Raw genomic sequence first — 22,806 nt, forward strand, 5'->3', positions numbered from 1 at the left:
CCGAAGGCGGAAGGCTCGATGACGACCGATCAACTCAAGCGCCTCAGCGACGAAGGCGTGGCGATCTGGCTGGACGACCTCAGCCGCGACCGGCTCGACAGCGGCAACCTGGCCGAACTCGTCCAGGAGAAGCACGTCGTCGGTGTCACCACCAACCCGACCATCTTCCAGAAGGCCATCGGCGGCGGCAGCACCGCCTACGACGGCCAGCTCGACGACCTCGCCGTCCGCAAGGTCACCGTGGACGAGGCCGTCCGCATGATCACCACCTCCGACGTCCGCGACGCCGCCGACGTCCTGCGCTCCGTCTACGACGCCTCCAACGGCCGCGACGGCCGCGTCTCGATCGAGGTCGACCCCCGCCTCGCCCACGAGACCGCCGCCACGATCGCCGAGGCCAAGCAGCTGTGGTGGCTCGTCGACCGCCCCAACGTCCTCATCAAGATCCCCGCCACCAGGGCCGGCCTGCCCGCCATCACCGAGGTCGTCGCCAGGGGCATCAGCGTCAACGTCACGCTGATCTTCTCCCTGGACCGCTACCGCGCCGTCATCGACGCCTACCTCACCGGCCTGGAGAAGGCGAAGGCCGCCGGCCACGACCTCTCCCGGATCGAGTCCGTCGCCTCCTTCTTCGTCTCCCGCGTGGACACCGAGATCGACAAGCGCCTGGAGAAGGCCGGCGCCGGGCACCTGCGGTCGAAGGCCGCGATCGCCAACGCCCGCCTCGCCTACCAGGCGTACGAGGAGGTGTTCGGCTCCGCCGACGGGAAGCACAGTGGCTCCGCCGACGGGAGTCGCGGTGGCTCGGAGCGCTGGAAGGCGCTGGAGTCCGCCGGCGCCAACGCCCAGCGCCCGCTCTGGGCGTCGACCGGCGTCAAGGACCCGAACCTCCCCGACACCCTGTACGTGACCGAGCTCGTCGCCCCCGGCACCGTCAACACCATGCCCGAGGCCACCCTCGACGCCACCGACGACCACGGCACCGTCACCGGCGACACCGTCACCGTCAACTACGCCGACGCGCAGGCCGTCATGGACGCCGTCGCCGCCGCCGGCGTCGACTACGACGACGTCGTCCAGGTCCTGGAGGACGAGGGCGTCGAGAAGTTCGAGATCTCCTGGAAGGAACTCCTGGAGACCGTCTCGGCGGCTCTCTCCTCCGCCCCGTCGGGAGCGTCCGATGCCGGCTGACGCGGACCCCGTGAACCCGCTGCGCGATCCGGCCGACCGCCGGCTGCCGAGGATCGCCGGGCCGTCCGGCCTGGTGATCTTCGGCGTGACCGGTGACCTCTCGCGCAAGAAACTGATGCCCGCCATCTACGACCTCGCCAACCGCGGCCTCCTGCCGCCGGGCTTCTCGCTCGTCGGCTTCGCCCGCCGCGAATGGGAGGACGAGGACTTCGCGCAGGTGGTGCGGAAAGCGGTCGAGGAACACGCCCGCACCCCCTTCCGCGAGGAGGTCTGGCAGCAGCTCGCCAAGGGCATGCGCTTCGTCCAGGGCGACTTCGGCGACGACGAGGCCTTCGACACCCTCCGCAAGACCATCGAGGAACTCGACCGGGCCCAGGGCACCGGCGGCAACTTCGCCTTCTACCTGTCGGTACCGCCCAAGTTCTTCCCCACCGTCGTCCAGCAGCTCAAGAAGCACGGCCTCACCGACCCTCCCAAGGGATCGTGGCGGCGCGCGGTGATCGAGAAGCCGTTCGGCCACGACCTGGAGAGCGCGCAGGAGCTGAACCGGATCGTCCACGAGGTCTTCCCCCGCGACGAGGTCTTCCGGATCGACCACTACCTGGGCAAGGAGACCGTCCAGAACATCCTGGCCCTGCGGTTCGCCAACCAGATGTTCGAACCGATCTGGAACCGCTCCTACGTCGACCACGTGCAGATCACCATGGCCGAGGACATCGGCATCGGCGGCCGCGCCGGCTACTACGACGGCATCGGCTCGGCCCGCGACGTCATCCAGAACCACCTCCTGCAGCTGATGGCCCTGACCGCCATCGAGGAACCGGCCTCCTTCCACCCCAAGGCCCTGGTCGCCGAGAAGCTCAAGGTCCTCTCCGCCGTCCGCCTCCCCGCCGACCTCGGCGCGCACACCGTGCGCGGCCAGTACGCGGGCGGCTGGCAGGGCGGCGAGGAGGTCGTCGGCTACCTCGACGAGGACGGCATCAACCCCTCCTCCACGACCGACACCTACGCCGCGATCAAGCTGGAGATCAACAACCGCCGCTGGGCCGGAGTGCCGTTCTACCTGCGCACCGGCAAGCGCCTGGGCCGGCGCGTCACCGAGATCGCCGTGGTCTTCCAGCGCGCCCCCTACCTGCCCTTCGACTCCTACGCCACCGAGGAACTCGGCCAGAACGCCCTGGTCATCCGGGTCCAGCCGGACGAGGGCGTCACCGTCCGCTTCGGCTCCAAGGTGCCCGGCACCGCCCTGGAGGTCCGGGACGTCACGATGGACTTCGCCTACGGCGAGTCCTTCACCGAGTCCAGCCCCGAGGCCTACGAGCGCCTCATCCTCGACGTGCTCCTCGGCGACGCGAACCTCTTCCCGCGCCACCAGGAGGTCGAGCTGTCCTGGCAGATCCTCGACCCGGTCGAGAAGTACTGGGACACCCACGGCAAGCCCGCGCAGTACCCCTCGGGCACCTGGGGCCCCGCGGAGGCCGACGAGATGCTCGCACGAGACGGCAGGAGCTGGCGCCGGCCATGAAGATCGACCTCACGGACACCACGTCCAGCAAGATCAACGGCGCCCTCATGGAGGCCCGCCGCGCCGCCGGCGCGGGCGCCGCCGGGATGGTCCTCACCCTCGTCATCGTCACCGACGAGGGCAGCGCCTACGACGCCCTCAAGGCCGCCAACGACGCCTCCCGCGAACACCCCTCCCGCACCCTCGTGGTGATCCGGCGCACCGAGCGGGCCCGGCCGGCCGCGGCGGAGGCCGAACTGCGGGCGCGGCTGGACGCCGAGATCCGCGTCGGGCAGGAGGACGGTTCGGGCGAGACGATCGTGCTCCGCGTCCACGGTGCGCTGGTGCGGCACGTCGAGTCGGCGGTGCTGCCGTTCCTGCTGCCGGACGCCCCGGTGGTCGTCTGGTGGCCCGAGGCCGCCCCGCAGGACGTCGCGGACGACCCGCTGGGCGCGCTCGCGCAGCGCCGCATCACCGACGCGGTGACCGCGGAGTCCCCGGTCGGCCAGCTCGCCCGGCGGGCCGCGACCTACACCCCCGGCGACACCGACCTCGCCTGGACCAGGATCACCGGCTGGCGCTCCATGCTGGCCGCCGCCCTGGACCAGCGCCCCGCCAAGGTCACCCGCGCCAGCGTCGAGGGCGAACCCGACAGCCCGAGCGTCGAACTGCTCGGCCTGTGGCTGCACCACCGCCTCGACGTCCCCGTGGAACGCGTCGTCACCGCCGGCCCCGGCATCACCGCCGTCCGCCTCGGCACCGAGGACGGCGACATCGTCCTCGCCCGGCCCGACGGCCGTACCGCGACCCTGTCGATGCCCGGCGCGCCCGACCGTACGGCCGCCCTCAGGCGCCGGGAGACCGCCGACCTGCTCGCCGAGGAGCTCCGCCGCCTCGACCCGGACGACGCCTACGGCGCGACCCTCCGCACGACCCTCGACCGGCAGTCCGTCTGAGCCGGTGCCGGCCCGTCGGCAGCCGGCGGCCCCCGCCGCACCCGCGGCGGGGGCCACGACCCGTGCCGCACCCACCGACCGCAAAGGAGCCACACCATGGAGCTCGGCCTCATCGGTCTCGGCAAGATGGGCGGCAACATGCGCGAGCGCATCCGCCGCGCCGGCCACACCGTCATCGGCTACGACCGCAACCCCGACCTCGCGGACGTGAACAGCCTCCAGGAGCTCGTCGGCAAGCTCCAGAGCCCCCGCGTCGTCTGGGTGATGGTCCCCGCCGGAGGCCCGACCCAGGACACCGTCGACGAACTCGCCGACCTCCTCGCCCCCGGCGACGTCGTCGTCGACGGCGGCAACTCCCGCTGGACCGACGACGTCAAGCACGCCGAAACCCTCGCCGCCCAGGGCATCGGCTTCGTCGACTGCGGCGTCTCCGGCGGCGTCTGGGGCCTGGAGAACGGCTACGCCCTCATGTACGGCGGCGACGCCGCCCACGTCGCCACCGTCCAGCCCGTCTTCGACGCCCTCAAGCCCGAAGGCGACTCCGGCGCCGTCCACGCCGGCAAGGTCGGCGCCGGCCACTTCGCCAAGATGGTCCACAACGGCATCGAGTACGCCATGATGCAGGCCTTCGCCGAAGGCTGGGAACTCCTCGAAGCCGCCCCCGAGGTCACCGACGTCCGCGAGGTCTTCCGCTCCTGGCAGGAAGGCACCGTCATCCGCTCCTGGCTCCTCGACCTCGCCGTCCGCGCCCTCGACGACGACGAACACCTCGCAAAGCTCAAGGGCTGGGCCGCCGACTCCGGCGAAGGCCGCTGGACCGTCGAAGCCGCCATCGACCACGCCGTCCCCCTCCCCGCCATCACCGCCTCCCTCTTCGCCCGCTTCGCCTCCCGCCAGGACGACTCCCCCCAGATGAAGATGATCGCCGCACTGCGCAACCAGTTCGGCGGCCACGCGGTCGAGTCGAAGTAACCCACAGAAGGCGGGCGCAGCCCCCCGTACGGCACCACCCGATCGCCACCCCGATCGCCCACCGCCGGGCTGCCCGGAGGAGCGGCAGCCCGGCGTCCTCCCCGAAACGGAAGCGGAGCACGCATGGACAGCAACACCCCGCAGCCGCCCGCATGGTGGCGCGACGCCGTCATCTACCAGGTCTACATCCGCAGTTTCGCCGACGGCAGCGGCGACGGGACGGGCGACCTCGCCGGGCTGCGCGCCCGCCTCGGCCATCTGGCCGACCTGGGCGTGGACGCCCTGTGGATCACCCCGTGGTACGTGTCGCCGCAGGTCGACGCGGGCTACGACGTGGCCGACTACCGGGCGATCGACCCGGTCTTCGGCACGCTCGACGAGGCCGACGCCTTCCTCGCCGAGGCGCACGCGCACGGTCTGCGGGTGCTCGTCGACCTGGTGCCCAACCACACCTCCGACCAGCACCCGTGGTTCCGCGAGGCGCTCGCCGCGGGTCCGGGGTCGGCGGCCCGCGGCCGGTACCACTTCCGGCCGGGCCGCGGCGCGGCCGGCGAACTGCCCCCGAACAACTGGCCGAGCGTCTTCGGCGGGCCGGCCTGGACGAGGGTCGCGGACGGCGAGTGGTACCTGCACCTCTTCGCCGCCGCCCAGCCCGACCTCAACTGGGACGTGTCCGAGGTGCGGGAGGAGTTCGCGTCGGTGCTGCGGTTCTGGCTGGACCGCGGCGTGGACGGCTTCCGGATCGACGTGGCGCACGGCCTCACCAAGGACCCGGCCTACCCGGACATCGAGGTCGGCGCGACCGGCCTGCTCGGCGCGGCCGCCGACGAGCACCACCCGTACTTCGACCGCGACGCCACCCTGGAGATCTACCGGGAGTGGCGCCGCATCGCCGACTCGTACCCGGGGGAGCGGACGTTCGTCGCGGAGGCCTGGGTCTCCTCGCCGGACCGGCTGGCCCGCTACCTGGCGCCCGGGCTCCTGCACACCGCCTTCAACTTCGGCCTGCTGGACTGCCCGTGGGAGGCGCCCCGGCTGCGGGAGGTCGTCGAGCAGACCCTGCGGGTGCTCGCCCCGGTCGACGCCCCGCCCACCTGGGTGCTCTCCAACCACGACGTGATCCGCCACGTCACCCGGTACGGCCGCGCGGAGACCTCGCTCGACGACGCGAAGCGGCTGTACGGCACGCCCTCCGACCCGGAGCTCGGCACCCGCCGGGCCCGGGCCGCCGCGCTGCTGACCCTGGGCCTGCCGGGCGGCGCGTACGTCTACCAGGGAGAGGAACTCGGCCTGGAGGAGGTCGAGGACCTGCCGGCGGACGTGCTCCAGGACCCGAACCGGTTCTGGTCCGGCGGGTGCGGCCCGGTCCGTGACGGCTGCCGGGTGCCGCTGCCGTGGTCGGGGCACACCGCGCCGTTCGGCTTCTCGCCGGACGGCGCCGCCGGGGAGCCGTGGCTGCCCCAGCCCGCGGCGTGGAAGGACCGCAGCGCCGCGGCGCAACTCGCCGATCCGGCCTCCGTGCTGACGCTGTACCGCACCGCGCTGGCCGTCCGTCGCGGGTGCGACGACCTGGGGGAGGGCGACCTGGTGTGGCTGCCGGCCGCCGAGGAGGTGCTGGCCTTCCGCCGGGGCCGCCGGACCGCGGTCGTGGTCAACACCGGTGCGGATCCCGTGCCGCTGCCGGAGCACGCGGCGGTGCTGCTGGCGTCCGGTCCGCTCGACGGGCCCCTGCTGCCGGGTGACACGGCGGTGTGGCTGTCGCTCTGACCGCTCTGCGCGGCCGCGCGTGAGGGGCCGGGAACCCGACGGGGTTCCCGGCCCCTCACGTGGTGCGGCCGCCGGCCCGGACGGCGCCGGGGTGCGGGGCCGGGGCGGCGGCGCGGACGCCGTACGGCGGTGCGGGGGCCGCGTACGGCGACGCGGGTGCGGCCCGGACGGAGGCCGCACCCGCGCGGGTGGGGGAGCAGGCGGAGCGTCAGCGCCAGAAGGTGTTGCTGCCGGTGGCGCCGTCGCCGAAGAACGCCTCCTGGCCGGAGACGACCTTGCCGTCCTCCCAGTGCAGGAGCTGGATGGCGTCGACCACGAGCGCGCAGGAGCAGTCATCGCCGGCCCGCAGGGCGGAGTTGCGGCAGAGGTAGACGGAGAGGTGCCCGTCGATCATGATCTGCTCGGCCTCGGAGCGGAACGTGCCGCCCGACAGCTCGCTGCGGGTCCTCACGTACTCCAGGAACGCGTCGAGGCCCTTGTACTGGCCGGTCAGCGGGTTGTCGCCGGGGACGGACCAGGTGAGGTCCTCGGCCCAGTACTGGGCGATCTCGGCGCGGTCGCCCCCGTCGAGCGCCTCGTAGGCGGCGCGGACCCGCCTGGGGGTGAGCTTCACGGCCAGCTCCTGCTCGGAGCTGACGATGCCGCCGCGCATCATCTCCTCCGTCAGCAGGTTGCCGCCGACGGAGGTGGCCCCCGGCTTCATGTCGTCGACGGTGACGTAGACGAACGGCCTGGCCACCTCGCCCATGACCGTGACGAGCGCGTCGGTCATCTCGGTGGTGATCTGGGCCTTCTCCGCCATGCTGGCGAAGCCTTCGATGAGACTGACCCGGATGATGGGCATGGATCCTCATTCCTGGTGGGAGCGGTGCTCCGAGGGGGAGCGGGGAGCAGGGTCCGGTGCGGGTCAGCGGACCTTGAGGACGACCTTGCCCTGGGCCTGGCCGGTCTCGATCAGCTCGTGGGCCTTGTCGGCGCGCTCCAGCGGCAGCACGGTGCCGATGATGGGACGCAGCGCACCGGCCTCGATCAGGGCGGTGATGTGCTCCAGGTCGGAGCGGTCGGTCTCGACCGTCAGGGAGACGGCGCGCAGCCCGAGGCGGGCGGCCTCGGCGACGGTCTCGTCGTCCGGCGGCACGGGCAGCGACACGAGGACGCCGCCCGCGCGCATGGTCTTCAGCGACCGCAGGCCGTTGTCGCCGGCGACGGTGTCGACGACCACGTCGATGTCGTGGGCGAGGTCCTCGAAGCGGACCGCGGTGTAGTCGTAGGCCTCGTCGATGCCGAGGCCCTTCACCAGGTCGACCTGGTGCGGGCCGACGGTGCCGCAGACCCAGGCGCCGCGGGCGCGGGCGATCTGCACGGCGAGGTGGCCGAGGCCGCCGGCGGCGCCGTGCACGAGCACGCGGGTGCCGGGGCCGGTGCGGCCGACGCTCACCAGGCTCTGCCAGGCGGTGAGGGCGACCAGCGGCACGCCGGCGGCCTCCTCGTGGGTGAGGCGGTCCGGCTTGAACGTGAGCTGGCGGGAGTCGACGGTGATGTACTCCGCGTACCCGGCGCCGATGCGCGGGAAGTTGACCATGCCGTAGACCTCGTCACCGGGGGTGAACCGGGTGACGCCCGAACCGATGGCCTCGACCACGCCGGAGACGTCCCAGCCGATGGTGATGGGCAGCGGGCCCTGGGTGGGGGAGATGCCGCCGCCGGACCGGGTCTTGCAGTCGACGGGGTTGACGCCCGCCGCGTGCACCCGGACGAGGACCTCCGTCCAGAGCGGCTCCGGGCGGGGCACCTCCTCGATCTGCAGCACCTCCGGGCCTCCGAAGCTGTGCTGGCGGATCGCGCGCATGGTTTCGGACATGTCGGTACTCCTTGTTCGTGGTGGCCTTGTTCGTGGTGGCCGCGGCGTGCGCGCGCGGCCGTACGGCCGGGGATCCGGTGCGGTGCGTGCGGTGCGGGTGCGGGGGCGTGGCGGTGGGCGGCGCGGAACGGCGGGCGGTGCGTGGCGCGGTGGCCTCGGCCCCGTCAGCCCGCTTCGGCCCCGGCGGGCTCGGAGGCTTCCGTGCGGCCGGACTTGGGGCTGACGTCGATGAAGTACGACAGCAGCAGGACGACGTAGAAGCCGATGCTGATCTTGGCGCTGACCGAGGAGAGCAGGACCGCGGTCAGGTAGAGGAACGGCCCCACGCCGAAGCGGGCGCGGATGCGCCGGGCCTGGCCGGGCGAGATGTGCGCGCCCAGGTGCCGGTGGTCCTTCGAGGCGTAGATCCAGATGGCGTTGAAGAAGACGCCGCCGAGGATCAGCACGATGCCGTAGAAGGCTGCCGCGGTCTTCTCGCCGGCTCCCGCGTTGACCGCGTCGGCGAGGACCGCGGTGGGGAACGGCAGGAACGACACGGACAGCAGCAGCATGAGGTTGAGGATCATCAGGGTGCGGTTGGTCCTGATGATGTAGTGGAACATCAGGTGGTGGTTGAGCCAGATCATCCCGATCAGCAGGAAGGTGATCGAGTAGGCCAGGTAGGACGGCCACAGGTGGAGCAGGGCCGAGCCGAGGCCGGCGTGCATGGCCTGTTCGGAGGGGGCGTGGATCTCCAGGATCAGCAGCGTGATGGCGATCGCGAACACGCCGTCGCTGAAGGCCTCCAGGCGGGCGGTGGACATCTCCGGCATCCCGATGGCGTCGTCCGCCTCCGCCTCGGGTGCGCGGGTCTCCTCGGTCGCGGTCACCACGTGATCGGCCTCCGGTCCTGGAAGAACCCGGCGGTGGGGCCGTCGTCGGGCAGGGTGGCGAGCCAGACGGCGGTGTCGGCGCCCTGGTCGGGTGTGAGCGGTGCGCCGCTGCCGCCCATGTCGGTGCGGACCCAGCCGGGGCACACGGCGTTGACCTTGACGTGGAACGGCACGGAGTGCGCGACCACCAGGGTCAGGGCGTTGAGGGCGGCCTTGGCGATGCCGTACGCGGCGGGGCCGGGGCCGCCGCCGGACATCCGGCCGCCGGTGGAGGAGATGTTGACGACCCGTCCGTAGCCGCGGTCCACCATGCCGGGCACGAAGGCGCGGGAGGTGCGGTACGCGCCGAGCAGGTTGACCTGGAGGGAGTCCGCCATGGTCTCCTCGGACAGGTCGAAGAACGGTGTGGTCGGGTAGATCCCGGCGTTGTTGACGAGGACGTCGACCTGGACGCCTTCGGCGGCGAGCCGCTTCGCGCAGGCTTCGACGCTGTCCGGGTCGGCGACGTCGAGCTGCTCCACCCGGACGGCCGCGGGGCCGAGGGAGGCGGCCGCCCGGCGGCCGCGTTCGGTGTCGCGGGCGCCGAGGACGACGTCGAGGCCGGAGCGGCCGAGCCGGCGGCAGATCGCCAGCCCGATGCCCCGGTTTCCGCCGGTGACGAGAGCGGTGTGCGGCACCGGTGTTCCTCCGATCGTGAGAGGGGGTGGCGGCCGGTCAGGGGTGGCTGCCGGCCTGGACGAACTCGATGAGGTGGCCCTCCGGGTCGCGGACGAAGGCGACCCGGATGCCGAGCGGGGCGACGTCGACCGGGCCGATCGTGACGGGCACGCCGAGTGGTTCGAGCGCCGCCAGGACGGCGTCCAGGTCGTCGACGTACCAGGCCAGGTGGCTGGGGCCCTGCACGAAGCCGTGCTCGGGCGGGTCGGCGCGCCGCAGGGCGGCGGAGCCGGCGCGCTCGGCGAGTTCGAGCCGGAGCGCGCCGTGGCCGAGGAACGCGACGCGTTCGCCGCGCTCCGGCATGTCGAGGCGGTTCACGAGTTCGAGCCCGAGGGTGTCGCCGTACCAGGCGATCGCCCGGTCGATGTCGGCGACGACCAGGCAGGTGGAGAGCCCTGCGAGGTGGTCGGCGACCTGCTTCGCCACGACGGTGGCCATACGTCCTCCGTGATGCGGGTGAGTGCGTCACGGCAGCACGCGACAGTTGCTCGCAGTGCCGCCGACAGTGCCGATGAGCCTAGGCGATTGACTGTGCGATTGACAATAATTGACCCAGGCAGTTTTCTGGTGACTGCACCCTCTGCCGACATCCGTGCCGTTGAGTGCAGCGCTTCCGGACGGCATGTCGCCCGTTCCGCACCAGAGACCAGAGGAGTCAGACTCGCCATGACGACCATCGACCGTGCACCGACCGGTGCGGGGGAACTGACGGCCCGCAGGAAGCAGCTGTCGCTGCTGATCCTGTGCGGCGCCGTGTTCCTCGACGCACTCGACATCTCGCTGCTGGGCGTCTCGCTGCCCAGCATCAAGACCGGCCTCGGCCTCTCCGACGGCTCGCTCCAGTGGCTCGTGTCGGGCTACACCGTGGGCTACGGCGGGTTCCTGCTGCTCGGCGGCCGGGTCGCCGACGTGTGGGGCCGCCGCCGCACCTTCATCGCCGCGACCGTGCTGTTCATCGCCGCCAGCCTCCTCGGCGGCGTGCTCACCGACGGCGGCCTGCTGGTGGCCACCCGCGTGCTGAAGGGCGTCGCGGCCGGCTTCACCGCCCCGGCGGCGATGTCGCTGATCACCACCACCTTCCGCGAGGGCGCCGAGCGCAACCGCGCGCTCGGCGTGTTCGCCATGACCGGGGCCGGCGGCTACAGCTTCGGCCTGGTGCTCTCCGGCGTCCTGACCGAGATCGACTGGCGCCTGGTGTTCTTCGCGCCGGGTGTCATCGCGATCGCCGTCCTGGCCGCCAGCCCGCTGATCAAGGCGGACGCGCCGCGGGCCGCCGGCCCGCGCCAGGGCTTCGACTTCGCGGGCGCGCTGACCGTGACGCTGGGCGTCATGGCCCTCGTGTACGGGCTCGTCCAGGGTCCGGCCTGGGGCTGGGGCTCGCCCGGCACCATCGCCGTCCTGGTCGGTGCCGTGGTGCTGCTGGCGGCCTTCGTCGCCGTGGAGTCGCGCCACCGCTCGCCGCTGGTGCCGCTGTCGATCTTCCACTCGCGGTCGCTGAGCAGCGCCAACCTGATCAGCGTGGTCTGGGCGGGCTCCACCATCGGCTGGCAGTTCGTCGCCACGCTCTACCTCCAGGAGGCCCTGCACTGGGGCGCCCTGAAGACGGCCTTCGCCTTCCTGCCGCTCGGCGTGGTCATCGTCGCCGTCGCGAAGTTCGCGGCCGGTCCGCTGGTCGGCCGCTGGGGCGTCCGGGCGGTCGTCACGGTCGGCATGCTGATCCAGGGCGTGGGCGTGCTGCTCTACCTGGGCGTCGGGACGAACAGCGGCTACGCCGCCGTGATGCTCCCGGGCATCATCCTGCACGGCATCGGCAACGGTCTCGTCTACCCGACCGTCAACATCGCCGGTGTCAGCGGCGTGGCCGACGAGCGCCAGGGTGTCGCCGCGGGTCTCATCACCGCCTCCTACCAGGTCGGTGCGGGCGTCGGCGTGGCCGTGCTGGCCGCAGTGCTGACCGCCACCGGTGGCAGCGGCGACGGCGTCTCGGGCTACCGCTGGGCCTTCCTGGTCGCCGGCCTGATGTCGCTGACCGGCCTGCTGATCGGCTTCCAGGGCCTCCGGCAGCCGAAGGGGGCCGCCGCGGCTTCCCCGGCCGCGCCGGCGGTGCCCGCGGCCGACCCGGTCGCCGCCCGGCAGTGACCCCCTTCCGGTGCCCGCCCGCCCCGGTCCCCACGCCGTGGCGGGCGGCCCCCGGAGGGCGTACTTGACTAAGTAATTGACAAAAAATGACACCGATGGTTGAGTTGTGTCCGAGGCAAGCGGTCCCGCCTCGGGGGAGTCCGGAGGGGACATGGCAGAGCCGACGGAGGCCCCGGAGGCCCTCCGGGCGGTCCGCGGATTCATCGCCGCGGCCAACCGGGGCGACGTGCCCGCCCTGCGCGCGGCCCTCGCGCCGCAGGTGCGGATCGACATGGCGGGGGCCGTCCACACGGGGCGCGACGAGGTGCTCCGCGCGTTCTTCGTCCGCTGGGTCGTCCGGCCCGCGGGCCGGTACCGCGAGATCGAGGCCGGGCCCGTCCGTCCGGCCGACGGCGGGGCCGCCCTGACCGTCCGCTACGACTTCCGCACCCCGCAGGGGCTCGTCGAGGACATCACCTACACCTACCTCGTCCGTGGCGGAGAGATCGCCGCCGTCACGGGCCGGTTCGTCTGAAATCCCCGGCGCGGCACGGCCGCGCCTGTCGTCGCAACAGCACCGCCGGAGCCCGGGGCCCGGCGACACCTCGGAGGAGAAGGCTGTGGAGAATCCGGTAGCGGTGGTCGGCGGAGCCGGCCGGGTCGGCCGCCTGGTGGTGGCGGGTCTGCTCGAACAGGGCGAGCGGGTACGGGTCGTGAGCCGTCGGGCCCGCGCCGCCGGCGCCGCGGAGTCCTTCCGGGCGGACATCCGGGACCGCGCCTCGCTGGCCGCGCCCCTCGCCGGGTGCTCCGCCGTGGTGATCAGCGTCGAGCCGGGCACCGCCGACCGCGGTCCGGACAGCCCCGAGGCGACGATGTACCAGGGCGTGCGCAACGTCCTGGACGCCGCCACCGCCGGCGGGGAGAAGCCCCACATCGTGCTGGTCAGCCAGATCTACGTGACCCGCAAGGGCCACCCCATCAACGCCCAGGGCCGCATGCTCGACTGGCGTCTGGCCGGCGAGGACGCGATCCGCGCCTCCGGCCTGCCCTACACGGTCGTCCGGCCCAGCTGGCTCACCGGCGGCCCGCGCGGCGGGGCCGTCCGGCTGGAGCAGGGCGACCTCGGCGACGGCCAGATCAGCCGTCAGGACGTCGCGGACGCCTGCGTGCAGGCCCTGTACAGCCCGTCCGCCCTGGCCGTGACCTTCGAGATGTACAACGCGCCCGGCGCCGCGCGGACCGGCTGGGCCGAGCTCTTCCAGGGCCTCGCACCGGACCTGTCGACCGCGCGCTGACCAGGCCCGGACCTTCACCGACCCGTCTGATTGGAGCTGTGCCCGATGGACAGCAATCGCACCCACGAGGTCGTCGCCGGGTGGTTCGCCGCCCTCGGCCGGGGGGACATGGACACCGTCCTCGCCACCTTCTCCGAGGACATCGACTTCGAACTCCCCGCGGACGAGTGGAACCAGGTCGTCCCGTACCTCGGCCGGCACCTCGGCCCGACCGCCGTCGCCGCGGCCTTCGGCGTCCGCGCCGACACCACCGAGGTGCTCGACTACGAGGTCCGGGACCTCCGCGCGGAGGGCGACACCGCCTTCGCCGTGGTGTACACCCGGGCCGCGCACACCCGCACCCGCCAGGAGTTCCGGATCGAGGACGCGCACCGCTTCGTCGTCGACGACTCCGGCAAGATCGTCCGCTGGAAGGTCTACTTCGACCCCAACACCGAGATCGCGGCGTTCACCGCCGACCGGCAGCCGCGGCTCGTCGCCGCCGCCGGGAGCGGCGACGCCGGGGCCGTCCGCCGGCTCGTCGAGGTCGAGCGGGCCGACGTCAACCTGACCGACCCCGCGACCGGCCTGACCCCGCTGATGATCGCCGCCGGCCGCGGCGACGAGGCGGTCGTCCGGGTGCTGCTCGACGCCGGCGCCGACCCGCGGACCGCCGACGCCCGCGCCGGTGCGACCGCCCTGCACAAGGCCTGCCAGAGCGGCAGCGTGCCGGTCGCCCGGGCCCTCGTCGAGGCGGGTGCGTTCGTCGACGCGGTGGCGCCCACCACCGGCCACACCGCGCTCATGGACGCGCTGTGGTTCAAGTTCCCCGACCTGGTGGCGTACCTGCTCGACCAGGGCGCCGGCCTGGAGCTGCACACCCACTACGGGTTCTCGCTGCGCGAGCACTTCGCCTACGAGCTCAACGTCAACACCCGCGGCAAGGACCTGCTGCTGCAGGCCGAGCAGCTGCTCGACGAGCGCCGCAAGCACGACGCGGAGGACGTCGCCGAGCAGCGGCTCATGGCCGCCGTCGTCGCCGACGACGCCGGCGAGGTCCGCGCCCTGCTGGCCGCCGGTGCGGAGGTCGACGCCCGCGCCCCGCGCCTCAACGGCTTCAACGACGGCCACACCCCGCTGCACGTCGCCACCCGCGACGGCCACGACGAGATCGCCCGGCTGCTGCTGGCCGCCGGTGCCGACGTCAACGCGGTCGAGCCGTGCTTCGGCGCCGTCCCGCTGCACAAGGCCGTCTACAACGGCCACGCCGGCATCACCGCCGACCTGGTCGCCCACGGCGGCGTCGACCTCGACTTCCAGGGCGCCACCAACGGCTACACGCCGCTGCACGACGCGCTCTGGCACGGCTACGAGGAGTGCGCGCGGATCCTCGTCCAGGCCGGCGCCCGCACCGACCTGCGCGGCCACGACGGCAAGACCCCGTACGACCTGGCCGCCGAGGTGTTCGGCGGCGACCACCCGCTGACCGCCCTGCTGCGGGCCGAGGCGGCGCCGGCGGCCTGAGCCGTCCGGTCCGGCGGGCGGTCGTCCGGCCGCCCGCCCACCGCACCCACTCCACCGGAGGAGACCACATGCTGTTCTACGTTCAGATGCGCTGGAACCACGAGGGCCGCATCTCGCTCGACGAGCTCTGGGAGGTCGAGCAGGAGGAGGCCGAGCACGCCAAGGAGACGATGGACTCCGGCTTCTGCGTCGGCATCTGGAAGGTCGCCGCACAGAAGCGCGTCATCGCGATCATCGACTCGCCCGACGCGGAGGAGCTCGACCGCACCGCCCTCGGCCGGCTGCCGATGCGCGAGTACCTGGAGTTCGAGGAGGTCTGGCCGCTGCGCGACTACCTCGGCTTCGCCGAGGACGTCAAGAAGCGCTACCAGGTCTGACCCCGCCGCAGGCGCCGGGCACCCCCGGGGCCGGCCACACCCCGCAAAGGAGCCCCCCGTGATCCACCAGCTGATCTTCGCTCACCCCCGGCCGGGGATGACCGAGGAAGAGTTCCAGCGCTACTGGCTCGACGTCCACGCGCCGAACTACGCCGCCAAGATCAAGGAGATCCGGCGGTACTGCGTCGACACCCGGATCCCGCTCGGCCCCGAGCCCGCCGACCCGCTGTGGAGCGGCATAGCCGAGATCTGGCTCAACAACGACGAGGAGCAGCTCGCCTCGCTGCAGTCGCCCGAGTTCCTCCAGGGCGCCCGCCTCGACGAGCCGAACTGGGCCGCGTTCTGGCGCACCGTCGTGCTCGACACCGACGCCCACACGCTGCTCGCCGGCCCCGGCCCGCTCCACCCGCACCCGGTGAAGCTCGTGCTGCTGGCCAAGCGCGCCAACGGCACCACCGTCGAGGAGTTCCGCAGCCGCAGCCTCGGCGCCCACGCCAAGCTCGCCCTCGACATCCCCGGCCTGGTCCGCTACCAGCAGGGGCACGTCCGCGACGGCGCGTACGCCGTCGGCGAGACCATCCTCGACGCCGCCTACCAGCTCTGGTTCGAGGACGAGGCGGCCCTGCAGGCCGCCGTCGACTCCCCGGAGTTCGCCCGCGCCGAGGAAGACCTCAAGCAGTTCGTCGAGCCCCGCTACCTGCACCGCATGGCGGTCCGCGAGCACTGGGTCATCGGCACCGAGGCCGCCTGACGCCAGGTCGCACCGGCGATCACCGCGGCGGTGCCCCGCACCGGCCCGCCGCACCCCTTCTACCGATGGAGGCCATCCCCGATGGCGAAGAAGCGCATCCTCATCGTCCTGTCCGAGTACGGCTACTGGGGCGAGGAACTCGTCGGCCCGCTGGAGACCTTCGACAAGGCCGGCTACGAGGTCACCTTCGCGACCCCGACCGGCAAGCGCGCGGTGGCCCTGCCGCCGAGCTACGACCCCGAGTACATCGACCCGCCGCTGGGCCGCTCGGTGACGAGCACCGAGATGGCCGAGAAGGTCCGCGCGTTCGACACCTCGGACCGCCTCGACAGCCCGCTCGACCTCTCCACCTGGCTGCCCGACCGGCCCTACCGCAGCCGCAACGACTTCCTGCGCGCCTGGGAGGGCTACAACCACCGCCGCGAGCACGTGCAGACGCAGATCGCGGACCGCTACGACGCGCTCCTCATCGTCGGCGGCAGCGGCCCGATCGTCGACCTCGCCAACAACTGGCGGGTGCACGACCTGATCCTCGCGTTCTACAACCTCGACCTGCCGATCGCCGCCGAGTGCTACGGCGTCGCCGCGCTGGCCTTCGCCCGCGAGCAGGAGCACCGGGTCAGCATCCTGCGCAACAAGCACGTCACGGGCCACTGCATCGAGTACGACTACAAGGACGGCACCGGCTTCATGGGGACCGACTTCGTGATCGGCCCGCCGCCGTACCCGCTGGAGTACATCCTGCGCGACGCCACCGCCCCCGAGGGCGCCTTCCACGGCAACTTCGGCAAGGAGACCTCGGTGATCGTCGACTACCCGTTCATCACCGGCCGTTCCACGCCCGACTCCTACCTGACCGGCCAGAAGGTCGTCGAGGTGCTGGAGCAGGGTCTCCGCCAGTGGGGCTTCAAGGCCTGACCCGTGCAGTCCGCGGCCCGGGTCCCCGTACCCGGGCCGCGCCCCGACCCCACGCCCCGACCCCACGACCGAGAGGTAAGGACGCCATGGCCAGCAGGCCCGCCCGGGTGGCGATGCTCGAACAGTTCAGAGCCGACGGAATCACCCACATGTTCGGCAACCCCGGCACCGTCGAGCAGGGCTTCCTGGACGAGCTGCGCGGCTTCCCCGAGATCGAGTACGTGCTGTCGCTCCAGGAGGCCGTCGTCGTCGGCATCGCCGACGGCTACGCCCGCGCGACCCGCCGGCCGGCCGTGCTCCAGCTGCACTCCGGTGTCGGCCTCGGCAACGGCATCGGCATGCTCTACCAGGCCATGCGCGGCCACGCACCGCTGGTCGTCGTGGTCGGCGAGTCCGGCCTCGCCTACGACGGCATGGACGCCCAGATGGCGGCCGACCTCGTGGCCATGGCCGAACCGGTCACCAAGTGGGCGACCCGCGTCGTCCACCCCGAGTCGACGCTGCGCGTGCTGCGCCGCGCCCTCAAGGTCGCCGCCACGCCGCCGTACGGGCCGGTCATGGTGGTGCTGCCCGCCGACGTGATGGACGCGGAGACCAGCGAGGCCGTCGTGCCGACCTCCTTCCCCGACACGGCGAGCAGCCCCGACCCGGACGCGGTCGAGCGGGCCGCCGAGCTCCTCGCCGGCGCCCGCAGGCCGCTGATCGTCGCCGGTGACGGCATCCACTTCTCCGGCGCCCAGGACGCACTCGCCGAACTGGCCGAGGTGTGGGGCGCCGAGGTGTGGGGCGCCGACTGGGCCGAGGTCAACCTGCCCGCCGACCACCCCTGCTACCGCGGCCAGCTGGGCCACATGTTCGGCGCGACCAGCAGCCGTGTGACCGCCGCCGCCGACGCCGTCCTCATCTGCGGCACCTACGCGCTGCCCGAGGTGTACCCCGCCCTCGACGGCGTGTTCGCCCCCGGCACCCCCGTCGTGCACATCGACCTCGACACCGCGGCGATCGCCAAGAACTTCCCCGTCGACCTCGGTCTCGTCGCCGACCCGCGGCGCTCCCTCGGTCTCCTCGCCGGCGCCCTCGAACGCCGCCTCACTCCCGGCGACCGCGCCGACGCCGCCCGCCGGATCGACCGCTGGGCCGGCGAGAAGGCCGCCGCCCGCGCCCAGGCCGTCGTCCACGACCTGGCGGACGCCGACTCCCTGCCGCTCTCCGCCGCGGTCTTCGGCCACGAACTGGCCCGGCAGCTGCCCGAGGACGCCATCCTCTTCGACGAGGCGCTCACCTCCTCGCCCGGCATCTTCCGCCACAACCCGCCGAACCGGCCCGGCCACTGGCACCAGACCCGCGGCGGCTCGCTCGGCGTCGGCATCCCCGGCGCGATCGGCGCCAAGCTGGCCCACCCCGAGGCCACCGTCGTCGGCCTGACCGGCGACGGCGGCAGCATGTACACCGTGCAGGGCCTGTGGACCGCGGCCCGCTACAACATCGCCGCCAAGTTCGTGATCTGCAACAACGGCCGCTACAAGCTGCTCGACGACAACATCGAGCAGTACTGGCGCAGCCAGGACATCGAGCACCACGACTTCCCCGACATCTTCGACCTGTCCCGGCCCGCCATCGACTTCGCCGCCCTCTCCGAGTCGCTCGGGGTGCGCGCGGTCCGCGTCGAGAAGGCCGACCAGGTGGCACCCGCCATCAGCGAGGCGCTCGCCCACCCGGGCCCGTTCCTCATCGACCTCGTCATCGGACGCGACAGCTGACCGCAGGGAGGAGGAGACCACCGTGCGCATCGAGGGACAGAAGATAGCGGTCCTCATGGAGAGCGACTTCTACGAACCCGAGATCCTCTACTACCAGCGCCGCTTCGCCGAGGAGGGCGGCGAGGTGCACTTCCTCACCCGGCTGTGGGGCAACGACCGGATCGTCTTCCGAGGGCACGAGTACCGGATGCCGTTCGAGGTCGACGAGTCGTTCGAGGACATGGGGGAGTACGACCTCAAGGAGTACGGCGCGGTCATCGTGCCCTCCGGCATCGTCGCCGACCGGCTGCGCTACACCGACGACGTCGACAAGCTCCCGCCGGCCGCGCTGTTCCTGCGCCGGGCGTTCGCCGACCCGGCCATCATCAAGGGCATCATCTGCCACGGCATGTGGCTCGCCGCGCCGATCCCGTCGGTCGTCCGCGGCCGCCGGGCGGTCGTCCACAACAACCTGCTCGGCGACCTCCGCAACATGGGCGGCGTCTACATCGACGAGGACGTCGTCGTCGACGACGACCTCGTCACCGCCCGCACCGGCAACCACTGCCACCTCTTCGCCCGCACCATCATCGACCAACTCGCCCTGCGCGCACCCCGGAACGCCTGATCGCCACCCCTTTCCGCCCCCGCTCCCGCCCGGGAGCGGGGGCGGCCCGCCACCATCGACCACGAGAGGAGAACCGGGCCATGAGCAGCACCACCGCCGTCCGGATCACCCGGAGGAGTGCTCCCGTGAACAGTCTCGGCCGCCGGGTGACGAGCCGTCAGGAGAGACCCGGGCCGGGCCCCGACGCCGTCGGACGGATACCGGTGCTCGACGTGCAGCCGTCCGTCGACGGCGGCCGCCGCCCGGCCAAGGCCGTCGAGGGCGAGCGGTTCGCGGTGACCGCCACCGTCTTCCGCGAGGGCCACGGCGCGGTCGGCGCCAACGTGGTGCTGCGCGGCCCGCGCGGCCGCAAGGGGCCCTGGACGCCGATGCGCGAGCTCGCCCCCGGCACCGACCGGTGGGGCGCCCACGTCGCCGCGCCGACCCCCGGCCGCTGGACGTACACCGTCGAGAGCTGGGGCGACCCCGTCACCACCTGGCTCCGCCGCGCCGGGATCAAGGTGCCGGCCGGCCAGGACGTCGACGTCACCCTGGAGGAGGGCGCGCAGCTGCTGGAGCAGGCCGCCGCGGGCGTCCCCCGCGGCGCCGGCCGCACCGCACTGCTCACCGCGGCCGCCGACCTGCGCCGGCCCGGCACCCCCGGCGGCGACCGCCTCGCCGCCGCCCACCGCCCCGAGATCGCGGCCGTCCTGAGCCGCTATCCGTTGCGGGAGTCGGTGAGTGCGTCGCGGCCGATGCCGTTGCAGGTGGACCGCAAGCGGGCGCTGTACGGGGCCTGGTACGAGTTCTTCCCGCGGTCGGAGGGCGCGGTCGTCGACCCGTCCGGGGTACAGCCGCCGGTCTCCGGCACCCTGCGCACCGCCGCGGAACGGCTGCCGGCGGTCGCCGCGATGGGCTTCGACGTCGTCTACCTCCCCCCCGTCCACCCGATCGGACGCGCCTGGCGCAAGGGCCCCGACAACACCCTCACCGCCGGCCCCCACGACGTCGGCTCCCCCTGGGCGATCGGCTCGCCCGAGGGCGGCCACGACACCGTCCACCCCGACCTGGGCACCATCGAGGACTTCGACCACTTCGTCACCGAGGCCGGCGCCCTGGGCCTGGAGATCGCCCTCGACTTCGCCCTCCAGTGCTCCCCCGACCACCCCTGGGTCAACAAGCACCCCGAATGGTTCACCCACCGCCCCGACGGCACCATCGCCTACGCCGAGAACCCCCCCAAGAAGTACCAGGACATCCACCCGATCAACTTCGACCAGGACTTCGACGGCCTGGTCAAGGAGACCCTCCGCATCCTGCGCTTCTGGATGGCCCACGGCGTGCGGATCTTCCGCGTCGACAATCCCCACACCAAGCCCGTGGTGTTCTGGGAGAAGGTCCTCGCCGACATCGCCCGCACCGACCCCGACGTGATCTTCCTCGCCGAGGCCTTCACCCGCCCCGCGATGATGCACACCCTCGGAAAGATCGGCTTCCACCAGTCGTACACCTACTTCACCTGGCGCACCACCAAGCAGGAACTCACCGAATACCTCACCGACCTCGCCGGCGACACCGCCGCCTGGATGCGCCCCAACTTCTTCGCCAACACCCCCGACATCCTCCACGGCTACCTCCAGGACGGCGGCCCCGCCGCGTTCGCCGCCCGCGCCGTCCTCGCCGCCACCCTCTCCCCCTCCTACGGCATCTACGCCGGCTACGAGCACTACGAGAACCAGGCCACCCACCCCGGCTCCGAGGAGTACGCCCGCTCCGAGAAGTTCGAGCTCCGCCCCCGCGACTGGACCCGCCAGGACACCCTCGCCCCCCTGCTCACCGCGCTCAACCGGCTCCGCCGCCGCCACCCCGCCCTCCAGCAACTGCGCGACCTGCGCTTCCACCCCACCGACAACGACCACGTCATCGCCTACTCCAAGCGCGCCGCCACCGAGGACGGCATCGAGGACCACGTCATCACCGTCGTCAACCTCGACCCCCACCACGCCCAGGAAGCCACCGTCACCCTCGACACCGACCTCCCCCTCCAGGTCCACGACGAACTCACCGGCGCCACCTACCACTGGACCCGCCACAACTACGTCCGCCTCGACCCCGCCACCGGCCCCGCCCACCTCCTCACCGTCCGGCAGGAGCAGGACCGATGACCACGGCGATCTGCGAATCCTGCCTCGACGGCGGACGCAGCGGCGCACTCCGCGGCGACGTCCTGCTGCGCCCGATGCTCACCGCCCTGCTGCCCTGGCTCGTCACCCGCCGCTGGTTCACCCACGAGAGCGGCTGCCTGGAGGACCTCGTACCGGTGACCGCCTCCGTGGCGGAGGGCGACACCGCGGTACTCGTGCACGCGCTCCTCGACGCCCGGCACGGCTCCGGCGCCACCCACCGGTACCAGCTCCTGCTGGGCCTGCGCCGCACCGTGCCCGAGGAGCTCCGGCACGCGGTGATCGGCCGCGCCGTCGACGGCCGCTGGGACGGCTGGTGGCTCTACGAGGCCACCGACGACCCCGAACTGATGGCCCGGCTGCTGGCCGACGCCGCCGTCGGCACCGGACCGTCCACGATGACCTTCACCCCGACCGGAGCGGTGCCCCTGCCGGGCGGACTCGCCCCGCGCGTCCTCGGCGTCGAGCAGAGCAACACCTCCGTCGTCTACGGCGACCACCTGATCCTCAAGTTCTTCCGCGCCCCGCAGCCCGGCCCGCACCCGGAGACCGAGGCGCTGCGCGGCCTGACCTCGGTCGGCTGCCCCAGCACCGCACGGCTCGCGGGCTGGCTCCACACCGGCGGCGACCCGGCGACCGCCACCGTCCTCGGTGTCCTGGCGGAGTTCGTGCCCTCCGACGGCACCGGCTGGGAGCTGGCGGTGCGACAGGCCGTCTCCTGCCTCACCGAATCCTGCCCGGTGCCCGCGATCGGCGGGTTCACCGCCGACGCCCACGCGCTCGGCGAGACGGTGGCCCGCCTGCACGCCGCCCTCGGCGAGGCCTTCCCCCGGACGACCCTGGACACCCACGCGGTCCTCCGCCTCACCGGCGACATGGACCGCCGCCTCGCCCGGGCCGTCCGCCGGGTGCCCGAGATGGAGCCGTACGCCGGCCGGATCGGCAGCCTCTACGACGACTACGCCAAGGTCGCCCTGCAGGGGCGGCCGGGCACCGGCCAGCGGCTCCACGGCGACCTCCACCTCGGCCAGGTGCTGTCGACCGACGACGGCTGGAAGGTCATCGACTTCGAGGGCGAGCCCGCCGCGCCGGTCGCCGAACGCGGCCTGCCGCAGCCGGTGCTCCGCGACGTCGCCGGCATGCTGCGCTCCTTCGACTACGCGGCCCACCAGGCGCTGGACCAGGTGCTGCGGGAGGGCGGGCCGCTCCCGGACGCGGCCCGGCTGCGCCTCGACCGCCGGGCGTACGCCTGGGCGATCCGCAACCGCCGGGCGTTCACCGCGGGCTACGCGGCCGCCGGCGGCGCCGACCCGAACTGCCATCCGGTGGCGTTGCGGGCCTTCGAGGCCGACAAGGCGGTGTACGAGGCCGTCTACGAGGCCGAGCACCGCCCGGCCTGGCTGCCGATCCCGATGGCCGCCGTGCAGCGGCTGGTCTTCGGCCGCTGACCGGTCGCCGCCGGCCCACCCGTTCGT

General features: G+C 72.8%; 20 protein-coding genes and 1 pseudogene. 16 read left to right on the forward strand and 5 right to left on the reverse strand.

The window, feature by feature from the left end; all coding sequences use genetic code 11:
- The first annotated feature begins 18 nt into the window (after positions 1 to 18).
- The 5 genes and pseudogenes from tal to OG335_RS26310 all read left to right on the forward strand — a co-directional run bounded on the left by tal (position 19) and on the right by OG335_RS26310 (position 6,390).
- Entirely contained in the window at positions 19 to 1,191 is a 1,173-nt protein-coding gene (gene tal, locus OG335_RS26290) for a transaldolase (protein WP_405013582.1), read from the forward strand.
- Entirely contained in the window at positions 1,181 to 2,716 is a 1,536-nt protein-coding gene (gene zwf / locus OG335_RS26295) for a glucose-6-phosphate dehydrogenase (protein ID WP_405013583.1), read from the forward strand. Before tal ends, zwf begins: the two co-directional genes overlap by 11 nt.
- Positions 2,713 to 3,862: pseudogene (gene opcA / locus OG335_RS26300) on the forward strand (glucose-6-phosphate dehydrogenase assembly protein OpcA). Before zwf ends, opcA begins: the two are co-directional and overlap by 4 nt.
- Complete coding sequence (gene gnd, locus OG335_RS26305) at positions 3,748 to 4,623, forward strand: phosphogluconate dehydrogenase (NAD(+)-dependent, decarboxylating) (RefSeq protein WP_405013584.1); 876 nt, start codon at positions 3,748 to 3,750, stop codon at positions 4,621 to 4,623. Before opcA ends, gnd begins: the two are co-directional and overlap by 115 nt.
- Positions 4,624 to 4,746: 123 nt before the next feature.
- Entirely contained in the window at positions 4,747 to 6,390 is a 1,644-nt protein-coding gene (locus tag OG335_RS26310) for an alpha-amylase family glycosyl hydrolase (protein WP_405013585.1), read from the forward strand.
- A 208-nt stretch (positions 6,391 to 6,598) separates the two neighbouring features.
- Here OG335_RS26310 and OG335_RS26315 read toward each other — a convergent pair whose 3' ends face one another.
- From OG335_RS26315 to OG335_RS26335, 5 genes are all read right to left on the reverse strand, one after another.
- Positions 6,599 to 7,234: a nuclear transport factor 2 family protein gene (locus tag OG335_RS26315; protein WP_405013586.1), complete on the reverse strand. Its 636-nt coding sequence runs from the start codon at positions 7,232 to 7,234 to the stop codon at positions 6,599 to 6,601.
- Between the two features lie 63 nt (positions 7,235 to 7,297).
- The gene (locus OG335_RS26320; RefSeq protein WP_405013587.1) at positions 7,298 to 8,251 is read right to left on the reverse strand and encodes an NADP-dependent oxidoreductase; all 954 of its coding nucleotides are present in this window, start codon (positions 8,249 to 8,251) and stop codon (positions 7,298 to 7,300) included.
- Between the two features lie 164 nt (positions 8,252 to 8,415).
- Positions 8,416 to 9,123, reverse strand: coding sequence for a TMEM175 family protein (locus OG335_RS26325; protein ID WP_405013588.1), 708 nt, complete (start codon positions 9,121 to 9,123; stop codon positions 8,416 to 8,418).
- On the reverse strand, positions 9,117 to 9,800 hold the full coding sequence (locus tag OG335_RS26330) for an SDR family NAD(P)-dependent oxidoreductase (protein WP_405013589.1): 684 nt from the start codon (positions 9,798 to 9,800) through the stop codon (positions 9,117 to 9,119). The genes OG335_RS26325 and OG335_RS26330 overlap by 7 nt, the downstream gene beginning before the upstream one ends.
- A gap of 37 nt (positions 9,801 to 9,837) precedes the next feature.
- A complete protein-coding gene (locus tag OG335_RS26335) occupies positions 9,838 to 10,278 on the reverse strand; it encodes a VOC family protein (RefSeq protein WP_405013590.1) in 441 nt (146 codons plus the stop codon).
- Between the two features lie 228 nt (positions 10,279 to 10,506).
- On the opposite strand from OG335_RS26335, the gene OG335_RS26340 reads away from it, so the two are divergent.
- The 11 genes from OG335_RS26340 to OG335_RS26390 all read left to right on the forward strand — a co-directional run bounded on the left by OG335_RS26340 (position 10,507) and on the right by OG335_RS26390 (position 22,779).
- Positions 10,507 to 11,979, forward strand: a complete 1,473-nt coding sequence (locus OG335_RS26340; protein WP_405013591.1) for an MFS transporter — start codon at positions 10,507 to 10,509, stop codon at positions 11,977 to 11,979.
- A 151-nt stretch (positions 11,980 to 12,130) separates the two neighbouring features.
- Entirely contained in the window at positions 12,131 to 12,493 is a 363-nt protein-coding gene (locus tag OG335_RS26345; protein ID WP_405013592.1) for a nuclear transport factor 2 family protein, read from the forward strand.
- A gap of 85 nt (positions 12,494 to 12,578) precedes the next feature.
- Positions 12,579 to 13,253 (forward strand): NAD(P)H-binding protein, encoded by a 675-nt coding sequence (locus OG335_RS26350; RefSeq protein WP_405013593.1) that lies wholly within the window; start codon positions 12,579 to 12,581, stop codon positions 13,251 to 13,253.
- A 45-nt stretch (positions 13,254 to 13,298) separates the two neighbouring features.
- Entirely contained in the window at positions 13,299 to 14,756 is a 1,458-nt protein-coding gene (locus tag OG335_RS26355; RefSeq protein WP_405013594.1) for an ankyrin repeat domain-containing protein, read from the forward strand.
- A gap of 68 nt (positions 14,757 to 14,824) precedes the next feature.
- The gene (locus OG335_RS26360; RefSeq protein WP_405013595.1) at positions 14,825 to 15,133 is read left to right on the forward strand and encodes a muconolactone Delta-isomerase; all 309 of its coding nucleotides are present in this window, start codon (positions 14,825 to 14,827) and stop codon (positions 15,131 to 15,133) included.
- A 58-nt stretch (positions 15,134 to 15,191) separates the two neighbouring features.
- The gene (locus OG335_RS26365; RefSeq protein WP_405013596.1) at positions 15,192 to 15,884 is read left to right on the forward strand and encodes an EthD family reductase; all 693 of its coding nucleotides are present in this window, start codon (positions 15,192 to 15,194) and stop codon (positions 15,882 to 15,884) included.
- Between the two features lie 81 nt (positions 15,885 to 15,965).
- Positions 15,966 to 16,802, forward strand: a complete 837-nt coding sequence (locus OG335_RS26370; RefSeq protein WP_405013597.1) for a type 1 glutamine amidotransferase domain-containing protein — start codon at positions 15,966 to 15,968, stop codon at positions 16,800 to 16,802.
- Positions 16,803 to 16,888: 86 nt separating this feature from the next.
- The gene (locus tag OG335_RS26375; RefSeq protein WP_405013598.1) at positions 16,889 to 18,562 is read left to right on the forward strand and encodes a thiamine pyrophosphate-binding protein; all 1,674 of its coding nucleotides are present in this window, start codon (positions 16,889 to 16,891) and stop codon (positions 18,560 to 18,562) included.
- A gap of 22 nt (positions 18,563 to 18,584) precedes the next feature.
- Entirely contained in the window at positions 18,585 to 19,169 is a 585-nt protein-coding gene (locus tag OG335_RS26380; RefSeq protein WP_405013599.1) for a DJ-1/PfpI family protein, read from the forward strand.
- Positions 19,170 to 19,249: 80 nt separating this feature from the next.
- Positions 19,250 to 21,313: an alpha-1,4-glucan--maltose-1-phosphate maltosyltransferase gene (locus tag OG335_RS26385; protein ID WP_405013600.1), complete on the forward strand. Its 2,064-nt coding sequence runs from the start codon at positions 19,250 to 19,252 to the stop codon at positions 21,311 to 21,313.
- Positions 21,310 to 22,779: a maltokinase N-terminal cap-like domain-containing protein gene (locus OG335_RS26390; RefSeq protein WP_405013601.1), complete on the forward strand. Its 1,470-nt coding sequence runs from the start codon at positions 21,310 to 21,312 to the stop codon at positions 22,777 to 22,779. The genes OG335_RS26385 and OG335_RS26390 overlap by 4 nt, the downstream gene beginning before the upstream one ends.
- Positions 22,780 to 22,806: the final 27 nt, after the last annotated feature.

This window comes from Kitasatospora sp. NBC_01539 (genome assembly GCF_045040525.1).
Classification (GTDB): Bacteria; Actinomycetota; Actinomycetes; order Streptomycetales; family Streptomycetaceae; genus Kitasatospora.